This window comes from Pedobacter sp. AC163 (assembly GCF_979258665.1).
This window is the reverse complement of sequence record NZ_OZ409872.1, coordinates 5,182,987-5,201,897: the sequence shown is the minus strand read 5'-3', so window position 1 is coordinate 5,201,897 and position 18,911 is coordinate 5,182,987. Positions and strand designations below refer to the sequence as shown.

12 protein-coding genes are annotated in these 18,911 nt (G+C 38.3%); 6 read left to right on the top strand and 6 right to left on the bottom strand.

All coding sequences use genetic code 11. From position 1 onward, the window contains the following. Positions 1-157: 157 nt before the first annotated feature. On the top strand, positions 158-865 hold the full coding sequence (aqpZ, locus tag ACZZZK_RS22535; RefSeq protein ID WP_265801031.1) for an aquaporin Z: 708 nt from the start codon (positions 158-160) through the stop codon (positions 863-865). A 79-nt stretch (positions 866-944) separates the two neighbouring features. Here the strand turns inward: aqpZ and ACZZZK_RS22530 are convergent, their stop codons facing one another. Then, positions 945-1,460 carry a glutathione peroxidase gene (locus ACZZZK_RS22530; RefSeq protein WP_056850054.1) on the bottom strand — a complete coding sequence of 172 codons (516 nt, stop codon included), beginning with the start codon at positions 1,458-1,460 and terminating at the stop codon, positions 945-947. Positions 1,461-1,597: 137 nt separating this feature from the next. Here ACZZZK_RS22530 and ACZZZK_RS22525 point away from each other — a divergent pair, with 137 nt between their 5' ends. The 3 genes from ACZZZK_RS22525 (at position 1,598) to ACZZZK_RS22515 (ending at position 5,942) form a co-directional block, all read left to right on the top strand. Continuing rightward, positions 1,598-2,668, top strand: coding sequence for a serine hydrolase domain-containing protein (locus tag ACZZZK_RS22525; RefSeq protein WP_463486102.1), 1,071 nt, complete (start codon positions 1,598-1,600; stop codon positions 2,666-2,668). Positions 2,669-2,801: 133 nt separating this feature from the next. After that, a complete protein-coding gene (topA, locus tag ACZZZK_RS22520; protein ID WP_463486101.1) occupies positions 2,802-5,363 on the top strand; it encodes a type I DNA topoisomerase in 2,562 nt (853 codons plus the stop codon). 174 nt (positions 5,364-5,537) lie between these two features. After that, on the top strand, positions 5,538-5,942 hold the full coding sequence (locus tag ACZZZK_RS22515; RefSeq protein ID WP_463486100.1) for a hypothetical protein: 405 nt from the start codon (positions 5,538-5,540) through the stop codon (positions 5,940-5,942). Positions 5,943-6,045: 103 nt separating this feature from the next. On the opposite strand, the gene ACZZZK_RS22510 is transcribed toward ACZZZK_RS22515, so the two are convergent. Continuing rightward, entirely contained in the window at positions 6,046-6,468 is a 423-nt protein-coding gene (locus ACZZZK_RS22510; protein WP_463486099.1) for a nuclear transport factor 2 family protein, read from the bottom strand. A gap of 309 nt (positions 6,469-6,777) precedes the next feature. On the opposite strand from ACZZZK_RS22510, the gene ACZZZK_RS22505 reads away from it, so the two are divergent. Then, a complete protein-coding gene (locus ACZZZK_RS22505) occupies positions 6,778-12,369 on the top strand; it encodes an alpha-2-macroglobulin family protein (RefSeq protein ID WP_463486098.1) in 5,592 nt (1,863 codons plus the stop codon). A gap of 239 nt (positions 12,370-12,608) precedes the next feature. Further along, complete coding sequence (pbpC, locus tag ACZZZK_RS22500) at positions 12,609-14,981, top strand: penicillin-binding protein 1C (RefSeq protein WP_463486097.1); 2,373 nt, start codon at positions 12,609-12,611, stop codon at positions 14,979-14,981. Positions 14,982-15,220: 239 nt separating this feature from the next. Here pbpC and ACZZZK_RS22495 read toward each other — a convergent pair whose 3' ends face one another. The 4 genes from ACZZZK_RS22495 to ACZZZK_RS22480 form a co-directional block, all read right to left on the bottom strand. After that, the gene (locus ACZZZK_RS22495; protein WP_463486096.1) at positions 15,221-15,913 is read right to left on the bottom strand and encodes a lysoplasmalogenase; all 693 of its coding nucleotides are present in this window, start codon (positions 15,911-15,913) and stop codon (positions 15,221-15,223) included. Then, on the bottom strand, positions 15,903-17,120 hold the full coding sequence (locus ACZZZK_RS22490) for a sterol desaturase family protein (RefSeq protein WP_463486095.1): 1,218 nt from the start codon (positions 17,118-17,120) through the stop codon (positions 15,903-15,905). Before ACZZZK_RS22490 ends, ACZZZK_RS22495 begins: the two co-directional genes overlap by 11 nt. Before the next feature lie 312 nt (positions 17,121-17,432). After that, entirely contained in the window at positions 17,433-17,624 is a 192-nt protein-coding gene (locus tag ACZZZK_RS22485; protein ID WP_463486094.1) for a hypothetical protein, read from the bottom strand. Next, positions 17,621-18,808 (bottom strand): GAF domain-containing sensor histidine kinase, encoded by a 1,188-nt coding sequence (locus ACZZZK_RS22480; protein WP_463486093.1) that lies wholly within the window; start codon positions 18,806-18,808, stop codon positions 17,621-17,623. Before ACZZZK_RS22480 ends, ACZZZK_RS22485 begins: the two co-directional genes overlap by 4 nt. Between the last annotated feature and the right edge of the window lie 103 nt (positions 18,809-18,911).

The window sequence follows — 18,911 nt, the reverse complement described above, 5'->3', positions numbered from 1 at the left end:
TTGGTTTATTCGGGGCTTAAGGATTTAAGCCCCTTTCTCTTTCCAAACCACTTCAATTCAGAATATATAAAGCCCTAATTTTAAAATCATAATTTTTAATTTACATTTGAGCAAAATCTCCCCCTATTGTTTTTTTTAATCTTTTAATAAAAATAAAATGGAGACAAGTAAATTCTCAAAATTTAGCGCCGAATTTCTAGGCACTTTAGTATTAGTTTTAATGGGTTGCGGTAGCGCAGTAATAGCCGGTGCAGACGGCACTACGGGCGTTGGCCTACTCGGTATTTCTTTTGCATTTGGCTTATCTGTTGTTGCGATGGCTTACGCGATCGGGCACATTTCCGGCTGTCACATTAACCCGGCAATTTCCATTGGTATGGTAGTAGCTGGCCGTATGAAAGCCGGAGAAGCAGCATATTATATTGTTGCCCAAATTTTGGGTGCTATTGCAGGTGCTGGTTTGCTCTATCTAATTGTAAGTAACCAGGAAAATTTTGAAATGAAAGAATGGGCTTTAGGCTCGAACGGCTGGGGAAAAGGTTATTTTGCAGAGTATAACTCTACTGCTGCATTCATTGCTGAAGCTGTATTCACCTTTATTTTCTTGTTGGTGATATTTGGAGCAACCTCTACTAAAAATATCAATGGTGGTTTCGCAGGCTTAGCCATTGGTCTTTCATTGGTACTCATTCATATTGTAGGCATCAAAATCACAGGAGTTTCAGTAAATCCTGCCCGTAGCATTGGCCCGGCGATATTGGCTGGAGGAGAAGCTTTAAAACAAGTATGGCTATTTGTTGCGGCGCCAATTGTAGGTGCAGTATTGAGCGCACTAGTTTGGAAAAGCGTTTTAGAGAAGAGCTAAATGCAAATGGTGGAAGGTTGAAGGTAATAAGCTCGAGGGTCTAACCATCGAGCTTTTTATCCATCAACCTTCCAGCCTTTTATAAATTCTTCACAATCGCCTGATCCATTGGTTTTGTTTTTGAGCGGAAACGGTGAACCAACTCCCCTTTTTCATTTATCAAAAACTTTTCAAAGTTCCATTTAATATCACCTTGTTCTTCGGTGTTGGTTTGCGAAGTTAAATATTTAAACAGCGGACTAATATCATCGCCTTTTACACTGCTTTTTTCGGCAAGCATGAAAGATACATTGTATTTGCCAGTGCAAAACTCTTTAATTTCAGCATTGGTAGAAAACTCTTGTCCACCGAAATTGCCTGCTGGAAAGCCAATTAGCACCACTTTTTTACCGTATTGCTTTTGGAGTTTTTCTAAATCTTCATATTGCGGCGTAAATCCACATTTGGAGGCCGTGTTGACAATTAAAATTTTCTTGCCTTTAAATTTAGATAATTTGACCTCTTTGCCATCAATAGTTTTGAAGCTGAAATCGTAAACATTCTTTGGCGGATTTGGCACCAAAAAGTTTAATAGGATAAGGATAGTATTGATCATTGTTTTTTGTTTTTATATACGAATATAGACACAAATAGTTTTCACTCATGTGATTTGCATGTAAATTAAATGATAATCCTCAAAATTAAACCAAAAGTATAAATCTATGTCGTACCAATGAACCAAACTTTGTTGCTATGAAAATTAAAATCATACTTATAATTATATCTGTATCACTTCTTGCATGCAAAAAGAAAGTTGATGAACCAGCTCCGACAAATTCTGAGCACATGTACTTTCCTCCTACGACTTCAAGTGATTGGGAAACAAAATCGATTTCGAGTCTCGGCTGGAAACAAAATGCTGTAGAGGACTTAAAAAAATATCTTGCAGAGAAAAATTCTAAATCATTTATGATTTTAGTTAACGGAAGGATTGTATTGGAAGAATATTTTAATGGTCATACAAAAGACGCCACCTGGGAATGGAATAGTGCCGGTAAAACACTCGTTTCTGCCACAACCGGTATTGCCCAACAAGAAAACCTATTAAACTTAAACAATGCAGTATCTCAGTATCTAGGCATGGGTTGGACCAGCGAACCTATCGTCAAAGAAAATCTAATTAACGTAAAACATCTCTTAACTATGACATCAGGATTGGATGAAAGCAGCGAATTAGTGATCAAATCGAAATTGACTTATGTAGCTGATGCTGGGAATCGGTGGGCCTATGCTAATGTTTTTCAAAAACTGATGGATGTGGTTTCTGCAGCAAGCAAGCAAAGTTTTGAAGCCTATTTCAATACCAAAATAAAAAATAAAATAGGTATGGATGGTTTTTGGAATGACGGATTTATTTTTAAAATATATAACAGCAATACCAGAAGCATGGCCAGATTTGGTTTGCTAGCCTTAAACAAGGGAAAATGGAACAACGAGCAAATTTTAAATGAAACCTTCTTCTCTGAAAGCACAAATACATCACAAAATATAAATCCTTCTTATGGTTATTTATGGTGGTTAAATGGTAAAGGGAGTCATATGATACCGGGAAGTCAAAGTATTTTTCAAGGCAGTTTAGTTACGAATGCGCCAGGTGATATGTATGCTGCTATGGGCGCATCAGACCAACGTATTTATGTAATACCGAGCAAAAGTATGGTTATCGTGCGTATGGGTAATGCCTCTGACCCAGCCAATCCTTCGTTCGCCGTTTCGGGATTTGATAATGCGCTTTGGCAAAAAATAAATGCAGTGATAAATTAAGTGATGATTCGGGTCAATGAAGCTTTTCTGACGTTAAATTTCAAGAAAAATTCAAAAAAAAATTGTATTAAATAATGCGCAAGTTTGGATTTATACTTTAATTATAGCTTTATTTGCACAAAATCGTTATTTCATGGCTAAAAACTTATTAATCGTCGAGTCTCCCGCAAAAGCTAAAACTATAGAAGGCTACCTAGGCAAAGATTTCCTTGTGAAATCGAGCTATGGCCATATTCGGGATTTAGCTAAAGGCGATATGGCGATTGATATTGCAAACGATTTTGCCCAGACCTATGAAGTGCCTGCCGATAAAAAGGCATTAGTAGCCGAATTAAAGAAACTTGCTAAAGATGCCGAAATGGTATGGCTAGCATCCGATGAGGACCGTGAAGGGGAAGCCATTTCCTGGCACTTGTTTGAAACTTTAGGACTGAAAGTAGAAAAAACAAAACGTATTGTTTTCCATGAAATAACAAAACCTGCAATCTTAAAAGCAATAGATAGCCCACGAAGTATTGACTATAATTTAGTGAATGCACAGCAGGCTCGTCGTGTTTTAGATCGATTAGTAGGTTTCGAACTTTCCCCTGTATTGTGGAAGAAGGTTAAACCCTCTCTTTCAGCAGGTCGTGTGCAATCTGTAGCAGTTCGTTTAATTGTTGATAGAGAAAGAGAAGTTCAAAACTTCAAGGCTGCTGCTGCATATAAAATCACTGCTCAATTTTCTACAGGTAAAGGAAAAGAGGTTGTTAAGGCCGAATTGCCACAACGATTCGAAAGTGAAGCCGATGCAGAAAAATTTCTTCAAGACTGTGCTTCAGCTAAGTTTGACATCACTAGCTTAGAAACCAAGCCGGCAAAACGTAATCCTGCTGCGCCATTTACGACTTCTACCCTACAGCAGGAAGCATCGCGTAAATTAGGATTCCCGGTAGCAAGGACAATGCAGGTTGCGCAACGCTTATACGAGGCCGGAAAGATTACTTACATGAGAACAGATTCTGTAAACCTATCAGAAACTGCTTTAAACGCTGCTGCCGCTGAAATTAAATCGGCATATGGCGACAAATACCACCAACAAAGAGTTTACAGAACAAAATCGGCAGGTGCACAGGAAGCTCACGAAGCCATCCGCCCCACCTATTTCGATCGACATACTGTTGATGGCGATATTTCTGAAAAACGTTTGTACGATTTAATCTGGAAACGCTCCATCGCATCGCAAATGAGCGAAGCGTTATTCGAAAAAACAACTGCTCAAATTACGGCATCTACCAGAAAAGAGCATTTAGTTGCAGAGGGAGAAGTTTTGAAGTTTGATGGTTTCTTAAAAGTTTATTTAGAATCTACGGATGATGATGAAGGCGAAGAAAAAGAAGGCGGTTCAATTTTACCTCCCTTAGCCAAAGGGCAAGAATTATTTTTAAAAGAAATGCAGGCAACGGAACGTTATTCTCGTCCGCCAGCAAGATATACGGAGGCCAGTTTAGTTAAGAAGCTGGAAGAACTGGGCATCGGCCGTCCTTCTACTTATGCACCAACCATTTCGACGGTTCAAAATCGTGGTTATGTGGTTAAAGAAGATAGAGATGGTAAACAGCGTAAATTTACAGCCATTATTTTGGCTGATGGAAAAGTAACCAAGGATACGAAATCAGAAATTACGGGTGCTGAAAAACAGAAGCTCTTCCCTACTGATATTGGCGAAGTGGTAAACGATTTTTTAGTTGAACATTTCAAAGGAATTGTAGATTTCAACTTCACAGCTAAAGTGGAGAAAGAATTTGACGAGATTGCCCAAGGTTTGCAGGAATGGACCAAAATGCTACACTCATTCTACAATCCTTTCCATTCGGAAGTTGAAACGACTTTAGAGACAGCAGAACGTGCCACAGGTGAACGCTTATTAGGGCTGGATCCGGCGACAGGTAAAAATGTTTACACAAAGGTTGGTAAGTTTGGTCCGCTGGTTCAGATTGGCGAGCTTGATGAAGAAGAGAAACCACGTTATGCGAGTTTAATGCGTAGCCAATCAGTGGCTACTATAACATTAGATGAAGCACTGGAATTGTTTAAATTACCAATGCAATTACCCGATTTTGAAGGCAAAGAGGTAATGATTGGTGTAGGCCGTTTCGGACCTTACGTTAAATGGGGCGAGGCTTTTATTTCGCTACCTAAAAATGAAGAGCCTCTTTCTGTTACTTATGATAGAGCTGTTCAAATTATACAAGAGAAAATGGATGCCGATGCACCTATCGCCTATTATGAGGGTTTAGGTGTAACTAAAGGCAAGGGTCGTTTTGGTCCTTTCATCAAATGGAACGACTTATTTATCAATATTCCCGCTAAAGGTTACGATTTTGATAATTTAACGCAAGCTGATATCGAGACACTAATTGGCAAAAAAGTAGAAAAAGAGGCTAACCGCTATATCAAAACTTGGGATGCTGAAAAAATTTCAGTCGAAAATGGCCGTTGGGGACCCTTCATTCGTTTTGGCAAATTGATGCTGAAATTAAGAAACAACGAAGCTACTAAACAAAAATATACAGCTGAAGAATTGGCTGATGTAGATTTGGAGGTAATTAAAAAAATGATTGTTGAACAGGTACCTAAAGCTTTTGAAGTGAAGAAAAAAGCTCCTGCTAAGAAGAAAGCTCCGGCAAAAAAGACTGTAGCAAGTAAGAAGTAAACCTCGAATAAAGAGTAAGGAACAAGGATTAAGGATAAATACCTTAAAAATATAGTCCTTGTTCTTTTATCCAAAAAATAATTTAGAACAAAAAAAATAACAAGGACTAAAGATTAGAAGTAAATTCCTAAAAATTCTTGGTCTTTGTTCCTTGTTCTTTTATCCTTAATCTCAATGAAAGCCGATTTACCAGAAAATTCAGTTGAAGATATTGCAATGGCTGTTGTATTAATGAGTGAAACTCCAGAAGTAAAAAACTGGACTGTTTATCTTGTTAACTTAAAAAACGAGCCAATTACAAATGTTTTAATCAGCTCAAAAGGTTATGGTGAAAAAGATGGCAAGCAAGTTAAAACCTCTGTATTAAGGCATTTCATTGGCGATATGAAAGCTCAGGATTTCAAGGGCGTTGAAGCCATTGATCCAGAAGTTTTCGGGTTAACGAATGAATATTGGTTAAGCTATTATGTCGGTTCAACCATTTACGATAAGAAATTTATTTTCCTTCCTGAAAGTATTATCGATTCTAATTTGATTAAAATTCCGCTGGTTAACAGACCAGGTGTGATGATCAAATGAGTCGTGAGTGCTGAGTCAGAAGTCAAACCTTAGCTGCAGAAAAGCCGATTGATTACTATCTAAATCCAAAACGCAAGACTCCGGACTAGAGACTTTGGACTAACTAAGGCACCTTAACCGCTTGTCTACCAAGCAACTTCCACCCTGCTCTTTCCTTACTCCAAACCAGCAGGATATTTAATTTCACATTTCCGGGAACATTTTTATCGTTGGTTTTCGCATTTAGCGTGTGGCGCACCAAAGCTGTTTTATTCTGAATGGTAACCGTTTGATCGGTTAAGTTAATATCAACAAAGTCAGATGATCCAGACAATAGCGATTGCATAAACTGTTGTTTGGTTTCTATTTTTCCACTGGAGTGGCCATAACTTAAATTATTCAAAATCAACTTATCTAAGGCTAAACTATCAGGAGTAACCATCAGTTTCGTTAGCTTGTTTACTGCATTCTCCACTTCATTTTTTTGCGCAAAAGAAAAATTTACTATCATAATGAGAACGGAAAAAATAACGAGTTTCTTAAACATATCTGGTTTTTTTAGGTGATTTGTAAACTTATCTAAATCCAACGAAAAGTACAAATAGAAAACGCTAAAGGAAGTTCAAATGTGTAAAAGTATCAAGCAAATCAATACAAATAATAGTTCGAAGCGGGCAGAAAATAAAGAAGTTTCTACAAATATACATCTGGAAAAAATCGATAATTAAAAAAGAATAGCTTTATGGATATACAAATTTTAAGTAGCTAAATCCCAACAAGACCCTAATTTTCAACAAAATTCAGTTTAACGAGAATTTTAGTTTATTTTGAATCACATCTAATCAGCATTTAGAAAATGGAACAGCCCTCTACCTATCAATCATCCTCAAAAAAGAAATTTATTTTTATTGGATTACTGGCGATTTCAATTGCAGCAATTCTCTTTATTTATTTTGGTCGCAAGAAAAAAACAAATGAAGAGAACCAGGCTTATGCAAAATACATTGAGGCTTATACCTCAGGTACCATCTCAAAAAAGAGTTTTATTCGGGTACATTTAGCCAATGCTGCTAGTGGAATGCAAGATTTAGGCAAGGCTGATTCAAGAGACTTATTCGATTTTTCGCCATCCATCTCTGGAAAAACCTATTGGATAGATCCGCAAACTGTGGAATTCCGTCCAGATGAACCTATGAAACCAGGCAAAGAATATGAAGCTACTTTTAAACTCTCTGAAGTTTCTGCCACCGAAAAAGGTTTGGAAGATTTCGATTTTGAGTTTAAGGTGATTACGCCTGGCGTGATGCTTTCCCAAAATGGTTTGGTTTCTCAAAATAATACTTCTATGGATTACATGAAGTTAACCGGAGAAGTAGCAACGGCAGATGCTGAAGAAATTTCTAAGATTGAAAAGATCATTGAGCTGGATTTTGATCAAAAATTAAAAGTAAAATGGCAACACGACCCTGCGAAAAACATTTCGAAATTCACTATCGATAGCATTAAGAAAAAGGCATCCGATCAAACTTTGAAAATTGAATGGGATGGAGATGCCATTGATGCTGACCAAAAAGGTGAAGAAGAAATTAGAATTCCTTCTTTAAGCAAGTTCGAAATTTTGGATATGAAAGCCATCCAAGGTGAAGAAGATTACGCTTTGGTGCAATTTTCGGAGCCGATTGGTGTAGGGCAAGATTTAACCGGATTGATTTCACTTGGTAACCTGAGTGATTTGCGTTACACCATAGATGCCAGCCAGGTTAAAGTTTACGCCGCTGAAGAGCTGAAAGGCGATTATATTTTCAACGTGAACAACGGCGTAGAAAATATTAATGGCAAAACGTTAACAGGTGGAAAAACAGCAAATCTGGTTTTCGAAGACAAGATTCCTTCGGTAACTATAGCTGGTGGAGGAACAATCCTGCCAAATTCAGGTAAGTTGGTTTTGCCTTTTGAGGCCATCAATTTAAAAGCTGTAGATGTAACGGTAATCAAAATATACGAAAATAACATCCCTCAATTTTTCCAAACCAATAGTTACAAAGATGGTAATGAACTCCGACGGGTAGCTAAGCCAATCCTTCAAAAAACAGTTCGTTTAGATGAGGATAAATCTTTAAACCTTCATAAGAAAAATCGTTTCACTTTAGATTTGGATAAGATGATTCGTACTGAACCGGGTGCTATGTATCGGGTTACCATTGCTTTTCGCCGAGAATATAATGCCTATAACTGTAAAGCCGGTGAAGAAACGGCAGGCGATGGAGACGGCGAAGAAGAATATGGAGATGGCGATAGTTACGGGGAGAAAATTGACGAAGATGACGATTTTTGGATGCGTTATAACAATTATTACCCACAAAACTATCGTTGGGCTGATAAAGATAATCCATGTACCTCATCATTTTATACCACCCAACGTTGGGCCAGCAGAAATTTAATTGCATCGAACATTGGTTTGGTTGCGAAACGTGGAAATGATAATAGCATGCTCATTGTAGCCACTGATTTATTAACGGCAAAACCTTTAAGCGGTATCGATCTTGAATTAATGGATTATCAAAAGCAAATTATTTTTACCACTAAAACAGATGGAGATGGTTTTGCCAGATTCGATTTGAAACGACAACCATTTCTTTTAATTGCAAAAAATGGCTCGGAGCGTGGCTATTTAAAATTAGATGATGGAAGTTCATTGCCATTGAGTCGCTTTGATGTGGGTGGTGACGTTGTTCAAAGTGGTTTGAAAGGATTTATTTATGGAGAACGCGGCGTTTGGCGTCCGGGCGATAGTTTATTTGTGTCATTTATATTAGAAGACAAGCAGAAAAAATTACCTGCCAACTATCCAGTGACCATGGAGTTCTATAACCCGAAAGGGCAGTTATATAAACGGTTGATTAACGGCAAACCGTTAAATGGATTTTACAGTTTCAAAACTTCAACCGAAAATACCGCCCCTACTGGAAACTGGATGGCAAAAGTAAAAGCTGGTGGCGCTACATTTACTAAAACGCTTAAGATTGAAACGGTAATGCCCAACCGTTTAAAAATTGATTTTAATGTAGGCAACAGAACTTATTTGAGTTCTGGTACATCTGCGGCAACCTTAACGGCTAAATGGCTTTTCGGTTCTCCGGCGCAAAATTTAAAAGCTAAGGTTGATGTTAACTTAAATACTACCGAGACCAAGTTTAAAGGTTTTGAAGGTTTTAGTTTTGATAATCCTACCATTAATTTCGAATCTCAGGTAAAAACTATTTTCGAGGGTTCTTTAAATGGAGCTGGAAGTGCCCAAATCAATACCAATTTAAATGAGAACAATACTGCTCCGGGGGTTTTAAGAGCCAACTTTACTACAAAAGTTTTCGAGCCAGGTGGTAATTTCAGTATTGATAACTTCAGCATTCCTTACCATGTTTATAAGAGCTATCTTGGTGTCCGTCCGGAAAAAGGCGATAAGCTAAGCGGTATGCTGGTAACTGGAAAAGATCATAAAATTGACATCGTAAATGTAAATACTGATGGAAAATTATTGGCTGGAAGTAAAACTGTTCAAATAGAATTGTATAAAACGCAATGGCGTTGGTGGTGGGAACAAGATAACCAATATACCTATTCAAATTTTACTCAAAACCAATACAATAAGTTGGTCGAAACGCACCAGGTGAATTTATCAAACGGAAAAGGCAGTTGGAATTTACGGATCGATGAACCAGAATGGGGTCGTTATTTGATTCTAGTTCGGGATGAAAATGGTGGTCACGTAACCGGAAAATCAGTTTATGTAGATTGGCCGGGATGGGCACAGCGTGAACAAAGTGCAAATCCGACAGAGGCATCGATGTTATCGTTTACAGCTAACAAAGGAAAATTTACCGTTGGCGAAGACATTACTTTAACTATTCCAACCGCAAAAGATGGCAGGGCACTAATTTCTATCGAAAATGGAAGTCGCGTTTTAAAAACGTTTTGGATTGATACCAAAGCCGGCCAAACGCAATATAAATTTAAGGCAGAAAAAGAAATGGCGCCAAACGTTTTTGCGAACATTACCTTGTTACAGCCTCATGCGCAAACGGTAAACGATCTACCAATCAGGATGTACGGTGCAATACCTATTTCTGTTGAAGACCCGCAAACAATTTTGAAACCAACAATTAAAATGTTGGATAAAATTAAGCCTGAAACCGAAAATACGATCACCGTTGGTGAACAAAACGGCAAAGCCATGACTTATACCATTGCTTTGGTTGATGAAGGCCTATTGGATTTAACACGTTTTAAAACCCCAGATCCACATGGTGCATTTTATGCACGAGAAGGTTTAGGTGTTAAAACATGGGATTTATTTGATTATGTGTTGGGTGCTTGGGGTGGAAATCTGGAACGCATATTAAGTATTGGTGGCGATGGAAGCATTAATAAAAATCTAAACCCTGCAAAGGCAAATCGATTTAAAGCGGTGGTGAAATTTATGGGGCCATATACGATTGGTAAAGGCGAAAGCAAAACGCATAAATTCAAATTACCACAATACATTGGTGCAGTAAGAGCGATGGTAGTTGCCGGACAAGATGCCGCCTATGGTTTTGCAGAAAAATCGGTTCAGGTTAAAAAGCCTTTAATGGTTTTAGCTACCCTACCGCGGGTTATTGGTCCGGGTGAAACGTTTACGTTACCGGTTACTGTTTTTGCCACAGAAAACAACTTGAAAAACGTTTCTGTTCAACTTCAAGCGAGTAATTTAATTGTACAGGGAACAAATAAACAACAACTCTACTATCAAAAAACTGGTGAACAAATGGCTTATTTTGAAGTTAAAGCACCAGATAAAGTGGGCATCGCAAAAGTGAAAGTGACTGCTCAAAGTGGCAACGAAAAAACGGACTACGATGTAGAGATGGACATCAGAAATCCTAATCCTTATATCACCAATGTGGTGTCGGCTACCGTTCAACCGCATACCAAATGGGCGGTAAACTATCAACCTATCGGGATGGCAGGTACCAATTCGGGTTCACTGGAGGTTTCTTCAATTCCAGCTATTAATTTAGGCAAGCGATTGGGTTACTTAATTCAATATCCTCACGGATGTATTGAGCAAACTACTTCGGGTATTTTCCCTCAATTGTATCTGGATAGATTAAGTCCTTTAAATGAACAGCAAAAAGCCAAAACAGAGAAAAACATCAAGGCTGGAATTACCCGATTGAAAGGTTTCCAAACCACTGATGGAGGCTTATCTTACTGGCCTGGCGAAGGCAGTTCTGATGAATGGGGAACTAACTATGCTGGTCATTTCTTAGTGGAAGCTCAAAATGCTGGCTATACATTACCAGTTGGTTTGCTGGATGAGCTGTTACGTTATCAAAAAACAAAAGCTGCAAATTGGGCTCCTAATAGCAATAATTTTTACGGCGGAGATTTATCTCAGGCATATCGTTTATACATGCTTGCGCTGGCAAAAAAACCAGAAATGGCTGCAATGAACCGTTTGAAAGCATTCGAATATCTATCAGTGGCCGCAAAATGGCGATTAGCAGCGGCGTACAAATTGGCCGGACAAAGCAATGTTGCCTCCAATATGATTAGTGGATTAGACACTTCAATTCAGCCTTATAAACAGCTCGGAGGCACCTATGGTTCTGACGTTCGCGATCAGGCAATGATTTTGGAGACACTTACATTGCTTGGCCAAAAAGCAAAAGCGGCGAGTTTACTTCAACCATTGGCTGCCAAACTGGGTGAAAATACCTGGTACAGTACGCAAACAACGGCCTATAGTTTATTGGCTATTGGTAAGTTCTGCGGTTCTAATCAGTCATCAAATAAACTACAATATCAATACGTGTTAGATGGAAAATCAGTTCCTGTCAATTCAGATCAATATCTGAATAGCACTCCAGTTAGCTTCAAAGGCAGTACGGCTTCGATCACCAACAATGGCAATAACGTGTTGTTTGTTCGTTTGGTTTTAGAAGGACAACCTGTTGCAGGTCAGAATAACTTTTTACCAAACAGACCTGAAGTTTTGGATATGAACGTAAGCTACAAACGTTTAAACGGAACAACTTTAGATCCGACAACATTAAAACAGGGAACCGATTTTTATGCTGAAGTAGCTGTAAAAAATCCAGGAAGAATGGGCTATTACGAACAAATGGCGTTAACCCAAATTTTCCCTTCGGGTTGGGAGATTATCAACACTCGTGTTAATGATAACCAAAGTATCCTGGCTTCATCTCCATTTACTTATCAAGATATTCGTGATGATCGGGTTTTTACCTACTTCAATATCAGAGAAAACGAAAGCCTGGTGTACAAAGTATTGCTCAACGCGTCGTATGTTGGAAAGTATTATCTATCGGCAGTTCAATGTGAGGCGATGTATAACAACGATATTTCAGCAACACAAGCTGGAAAATGGGTGCAGGTGGTAAAATAGTGGTTTCTTTAAGAAAATTCACGCCATAATGGCGATGAAAAACCACCCCCTAACCCCTCCTTAAAAATAAGGAGGGGAATTAGACACTGCGGGTTGAAAATTTTACAATAATTTTTAAGCTGGTGGGTTTAATCCCAAAACCAATAATAAATACAGAAAATTACCCTTATTTCTTACAATTCCCCTCCTATTTTAGGAGGGGTTAGGGGTGATAAAGCAAATCGATTCTTACAAAACCAATGAGCAAAATCCCAAAAGCATTTTTAATCGCCGATATCGCTTGTTTGGTCATGCTTTTGGTTTTTCTTTTTTCCTTACCTTCAAAACTCTTTAAATCTCCCACCTCTTTTGTTATTGAAGCCAACAATGGAAATTTGCTTAGTGCTGCTATTGCAAGCGATGGTCAGTGGCGTTTCCCCGTGGCTGATTCAGTTGCGGTAAAATTTAAAACCTGCATTATTGCTTTTGAAGATAAACGGTTTTACGATCATTTTGGCCTTGATTTTTTAGCGATGGGCCGAGCCATGCGACAAAACTTTAAAGCCAAAAGTGTTGTGAGTGGAGGCAGTACGCTAACCATGCAGGTAATTCGATTGTCGCGACAGCAAGACCGAACCATTTGGCAGAAGTTGTTAGAAGTGATTTTGGCTTTACGCTTAGAATTAAAGTATTCAAAGGAAGAAATTATAAATCTTTATGCGGCCAATGCACCCTTTGGCAGTAATGTTGTCGGGTTGGAAGCCGCAAGCTGGCGCTATTATGGCCGTGATGCTAAGACACTTTCCTGGGGTGAAATGGCCACTTTGGCTGTTCTTCCAAATAGTCCTTCACTGGTTCATCCAGGCAAAAATTCTGCCCGTTTAATAAAAAAACGAAACGATTTGCTGGATAAATTAGCTAGGTTGAAATATATAGACCAAGCTACCGCGAATCTATCTAAACTCGAACCTGTTCCTGGCAAACCGCTTCCCTTACCTCAAAACGCACCCCATTTACTTAACCGGTTTAAAGCAGAAAGAGCAAGTCTTGAGATAAGTTCTACCAAGATTAGATCGACACTGAACGAAGATATTCAACTTAAAATCAATTCAATTTTAAAGCGATACAATAACCGATATAGAGCAAACGACATTAACAATATTTCTGCGTTGGTGCTGGATGCAAAAACCGGGCATGTGGTTAGTTATGTTGGAAATATTTACCAACCTGAAAATGCCGATCTGGAGAGTCATGTAGACATGATTAAAGCACCACGCAGTCCGGGCAGTACATTGAAGCCACTCCTTTATGCAAGCATGCTCAATGACGGATTCATCTTGCCCCACACTTTGGTTCCTGACATCCCGACTCAAATAGCCGGATATTCTCCGCAAAACTATGATTTAGGATACGATGGTGCAATCTCAGCTGATAAAGCATTGAGCCGCTCCCTCAACATTCCAGCGGTAAAAATGTTGCAGCAATATAAGTATGAACGTTTTTATGATAAGCTAAAAAAGCTTGGAATAGGTACCTTGAATCAACCTGCCGACCATTACGGTTTATCGCTAATTTTAGGTGGTAGTGAAGTGACCATGTGGGATTTAGCCAATACGTACATGGGCATGGTTCGTACTTTGAACCACTTCAACACTTATAAAGGTTTGTATAATCCAAACGATTATAATCAAGCTACTTATTTTGCTTCCGATAAAAAGGATGAAAAAGATTATCAACGCAATTCATTTTTTGACCATGGTGCTATTTGGGCAACTTTTAATGCTATGGAAGAAGTAATGCGCCCTGGTGATGAAGGTTTGTGGGAGCAATTTTCATCCTCTCAAAGAGTGGCGTGGAAAACGGGAACGAGTTTTGGCTTTCGTGATGCCTGGGGGGTTGGCCTGACACCGAATTATGTGGTCTGCGTATGGGTGGGCAATGCCGATGGTGAGGGCCGCCCAGGGTTGGTTGGTATTGAGGCCGCTGCACCAGTTTTATTTGATATTTTTAGGTTGCTGCCTAACGGAAAATGGTTTGAAACACCAACTACAAAACTTCGAAAAACTAGAGTCTGCAAACAGAGTGGTTACAAGGCAGGAGAAAATTGCCCTGATGTTGTGAATGAATGGATCCCCGCTTCTGGCGAGAAAACAGCAGCCTGCCCTTTTCACAAGCTGGTTCATCTGGATAGAACTGGAACTTACCGGGTAACCGACCAGTGCGAAAGCGTAACCAATATGCAACACAAAAGCTGGTTTATTTTACCGCCAGCGATGGAATATTATTATAAAATTAAAAATAGCGATTACAAAAGCTTACCTGCATTTATGATCGGCTGTGAGAACAACGGCGGTAATAATGTGATGGAATTGATTTATCCTAAAAACGGTGCAATTGTTTATATCCCTTTAGAACTCGATGGAACAAGAGGTAAAATCGTATTAAATGCTGCACATCGGAATCAGAATTCCAAGATTTACTGGCATATCGATAATGAATACATAGCAACCACCAGCAATTACCATCAATTGGCTATTAGTCCGGCACCAGGGAAACATACCTTAACTTTAGTTGATGAAAATGGAGAAAGATTAGTACAGGTTTTTACTGTCTTAGATAAGGAGAAAAAGTAGAAGGATTAAAGATCAAAATTCAGAAATTAAACCACAGATTTTTTTAGCCGATTTCCTATTTATTGCCGTCGACTTCAGTCAACGGTTGCTTGTTGGCTATGAAGAGGTATTTTTTTGCAATTTCTTGAGTTTAATAAACCCGATAGAATGAATCCCGATTTTTCATCGGGAGAAAGGATAGCGGGACTGCTGTAACCGATAATTGCAGAACACTGCTTTCCGAAAACTAAAAGCATTTCTTAAATCTCCGTCTTCGTAACTACTAACTTCCTTTCTACTGTTCCGTAGACAATTAAATATTGAGCAATCATATAAGTTGCCATAATCAAAACGCCTGCCTGTGGAATGGGTAGTGCGAATTTATTCACGGCCAGCGCACTATCTGAAAGCAGGAAAAACAAGGCTCCGTAAACAATCAATTTGTAACTAAAGATATTTACTTTACCGTATCGATTTACTGCCATTATCGCCATGAAAGTGATAATAATGGCGTAAAATAAAACGGCAAATTGCATGGCGCCAAGGAAAGGTTGTAGGTAGAAAAACAAGCCCACACAAAAAATGATCAAAGCACCTACAACCCATAAAAAAAATCCATTTTTTAGGCTAGGGTTTGATTTATGATCTAGAATGAATGCCCTGATATAAAAAATGTGGCAAAGTAAAAAAGCGATTAATCCGTATATAAAAAAACCGGATCGACCTGTTTGCAGCATTAAAAATATATCTCCTGCTAGGGCAAAAATCAAACCTGTAAAAATACGTTTATGGAACCTGCCTTTAAGATTTGTGCTTAAGTAAAGCCATGCCAGAAGAGTAATAACAATTAGCGGTTTGGAGAAGTTACGCAATTGGATATTGCCGACTGTTTCTGCATAAAGCTGAATAATAAATACGATTGCAAAAATAAAAGAGAATAGCTTAGTTTTCATCAGTATTAGGGTTTGCCTGTTGCAAATTGAAGAACCAAATTACGGATATTAACTGTATGCCTGCAAATATTACTTGATAGCCTATTGGAAATTTTAAAACTACCACCAAGAGAAAACCGAGTGCTAATCTAAAATATTCAAATTTTGCTAACCATTGTTTCTGCTCTAACAAAGCGCCACATGTTGTTAATGTACAAAGTGTGAAAACAGCGCCTGAAACGAGTGATATCGTATCTAATTTAGTATAAGAAAATAATATTACTGAACCAGCAGTCAAGGCTATTAGGAATTGTACTAAAACATATCCCGTGAGCTTTGACTGAAATTCTGGATTATACTTTTTGTAGCTTGTTGCATCTATTTCAGGTGCATTCTGAAAACCGCCCAAATAATCAGGAAACCATCCTGGAGGCTTAATAAAAACCTTGATCTTGTCGCTTATTTTTGGTGATTGCCGAGCTGTTTTAACTAAATCATCCCAATAATGGATGTTTGCCCAAAAGGGATTCCAGCTGGCCAAAGGCTTAGTTATCCCATAATAAACTTCTTCTTCTTCCTTTTGAAACGTACCAAAAAGCCTATCCCAAATAATGAGCGTACCTGCATGATTTTTATCAATGTATTTTGGGTTGGAGCCATGATGAACACGATGATGCGACGGCGTGTTTAGGATATATTCTAGAAAACCCATTGATTTGATGGCTCTTGTGTGAATCCAGAATTGGTACAAAGTGTTGAAAGAACTTAACGTTAAAAACATTATTGGGTCGAAACCTGCAAAGGCTAAAGGCAAATAAAAAACCCAGCTAAACCAACCTTGAAACCAGCTTTGTCTAAGCGCTACCGTCAAGTTATATTCTTCTGATTGATGGTGAACAATGTGTGCCGCCCAAAGTGCATTTACCTGATGGCTCATCCGATGAAACCAGTAATAGAAAAAATCAACACCTATGAAAAGTATGATCCAAATCCAAATGGTTTTTGGCAGATCAAACAAGCGCCAATGTTCGAAAATATATTTATAACCAAAGAACAAGGCTGTTTTCATGAAAATACCTGTAAGCTGCTGCCCTATCCCCTGACTTAAGTTCGAGATGCTATCGTTTAGCCTATAATAATTCAACTTTTTATAAAAGTTATAAGCAAGCTCTATCCCAATCAGAATAAAAAATACAGGAACAGATAAAGCGATGTAATCTACTTTCATAAATAAAATATTTGGTTAGAATATTTTTACAATTTAAAAAATATTTGCGATTAGTTAAATTATATCGATCAGAATATGAGATGCTTTTGTGCTGGAACTTCATCAAAAAATCAAATACGATGAAGTTTAAAAATACTATCGCCACCAATTTGTATTAGAATTACAATGCTTGAAGAGGAAGCTTTTTGAAGTAGCTGGATGGAACTCGCAAATAAGATGAATTATCGGCATAATTACCTGTTGGACTTGCAGTTTGCGATTGTTACCTATCAAATTGTAATAAGTAATTTAATCTTCGGCTACGGGATTTAATCAACAAACTTGTTTTAGCTTTCGCACTACAATTTCCCTTTGGCTATCCAATCCGAATAAAAATTGTAAAAACTCATCAGTTTCCTGAATTTCTATTTTCGTAATTTTACCAGAAGCGTTCGCATTTTCAATGTATTGCCCCAATTTGAGTTCTAACAGTGTCGATGTAGGAAGATCATCATTTACAATCATTTTAAAGTCGGTAGAATAAGCGTAAAACAAGTATTATCTTCGTTAGAGGTAACCTCAAGTGATCCACCGTGTGCTTTTGCAATTTCAGAAGAAATGTACAAACCTAAACCAAGTCCTTTTTGGTTTGGCTCTACCTCTCCCCTCGAAAAGGGTTGAAATAACCTTTCCATTGCAGCCTCAGGTATTTTTTTACCAGGATTAGCTACGCAAAGTGTAAACTGACTTTCATTGGTTACCGCCGAGATATCGATAGTAGAATCTGCTGAACTATAAGCCAAGGCGTTGCCCAACAAATTAGAAAACAGTTGCGCAATCCGCTTTCCATCGGCATGAATGGGATGTGCAATATCAAAGTTCAGTTTCATTTTCTTATCAGGAGAGATGGCGTGAATCTCTTCGATAACCTGGTACAAAATCTTTTCTAAATCTTCATCAGGAGTTGGAGAAATGTTAATCCCGCCTCCCAATCTGCCGCTTGCAAAATCGAGCATATTTTCAATTAAGCCGTTCATCCGGAATGAAGAATCTTTAATGATGTTAACCAACTTTTGCGTTCGATCTTCGTGATTGATACGGGCCAACAATTGCGCACTATTAGAAATTGCATTTAATGGATTGCGTAGATCGTGACCTAAAATGGCAATAAACTGTTCTCTAACTTCAGCGGTTTCCTTCTCAATTTTTAAAAGCTCTTCTGATGCCGCCAATTGATCCATCGTATCTAAATGAAAGGCAATCAAATCAGCAAACATCTTAAACATCCCTATTATGGTGGGGTTGTTAAGTTTAGCTGGTTTAGGATCGATGGCGCAAAGTGTACCGAAGAAATCACCATCTTTTCTTACGATTGGAACAGAGATATAACTTTGAAAGCCGTACATTTTTGGCGTATGATGATTAGCAAACTGCTCATCTTCGGAAACATGATCGATAATCACCGGATCATGATGTTGCCTTATTTCATTACAAATTGTGGTTTCTAAATCTAATTCCCCACCAGGAATCAAACCAAAATTTATTTTGTCATTAACGGCACAAACCACCCATTTGTCTGAGGTTACTCTGGCAACTGCAGAAAAACCCATGCCTGTAGCATTGCAAACTATTTCTAAAATGTTTGCAACTGCAGGAATTTTGCCAATTGATTCTATATCAGCAAGAATGTTATTGTTATTTGTTTGCAAGTGTTAATAGGGATAATGTTGCACAATTTACAAAAATAAATTCGGGAAGAAAAGCCGCTTACTTTTATAACATTCGTTTTACACAAGATACCCGATCAGCTCT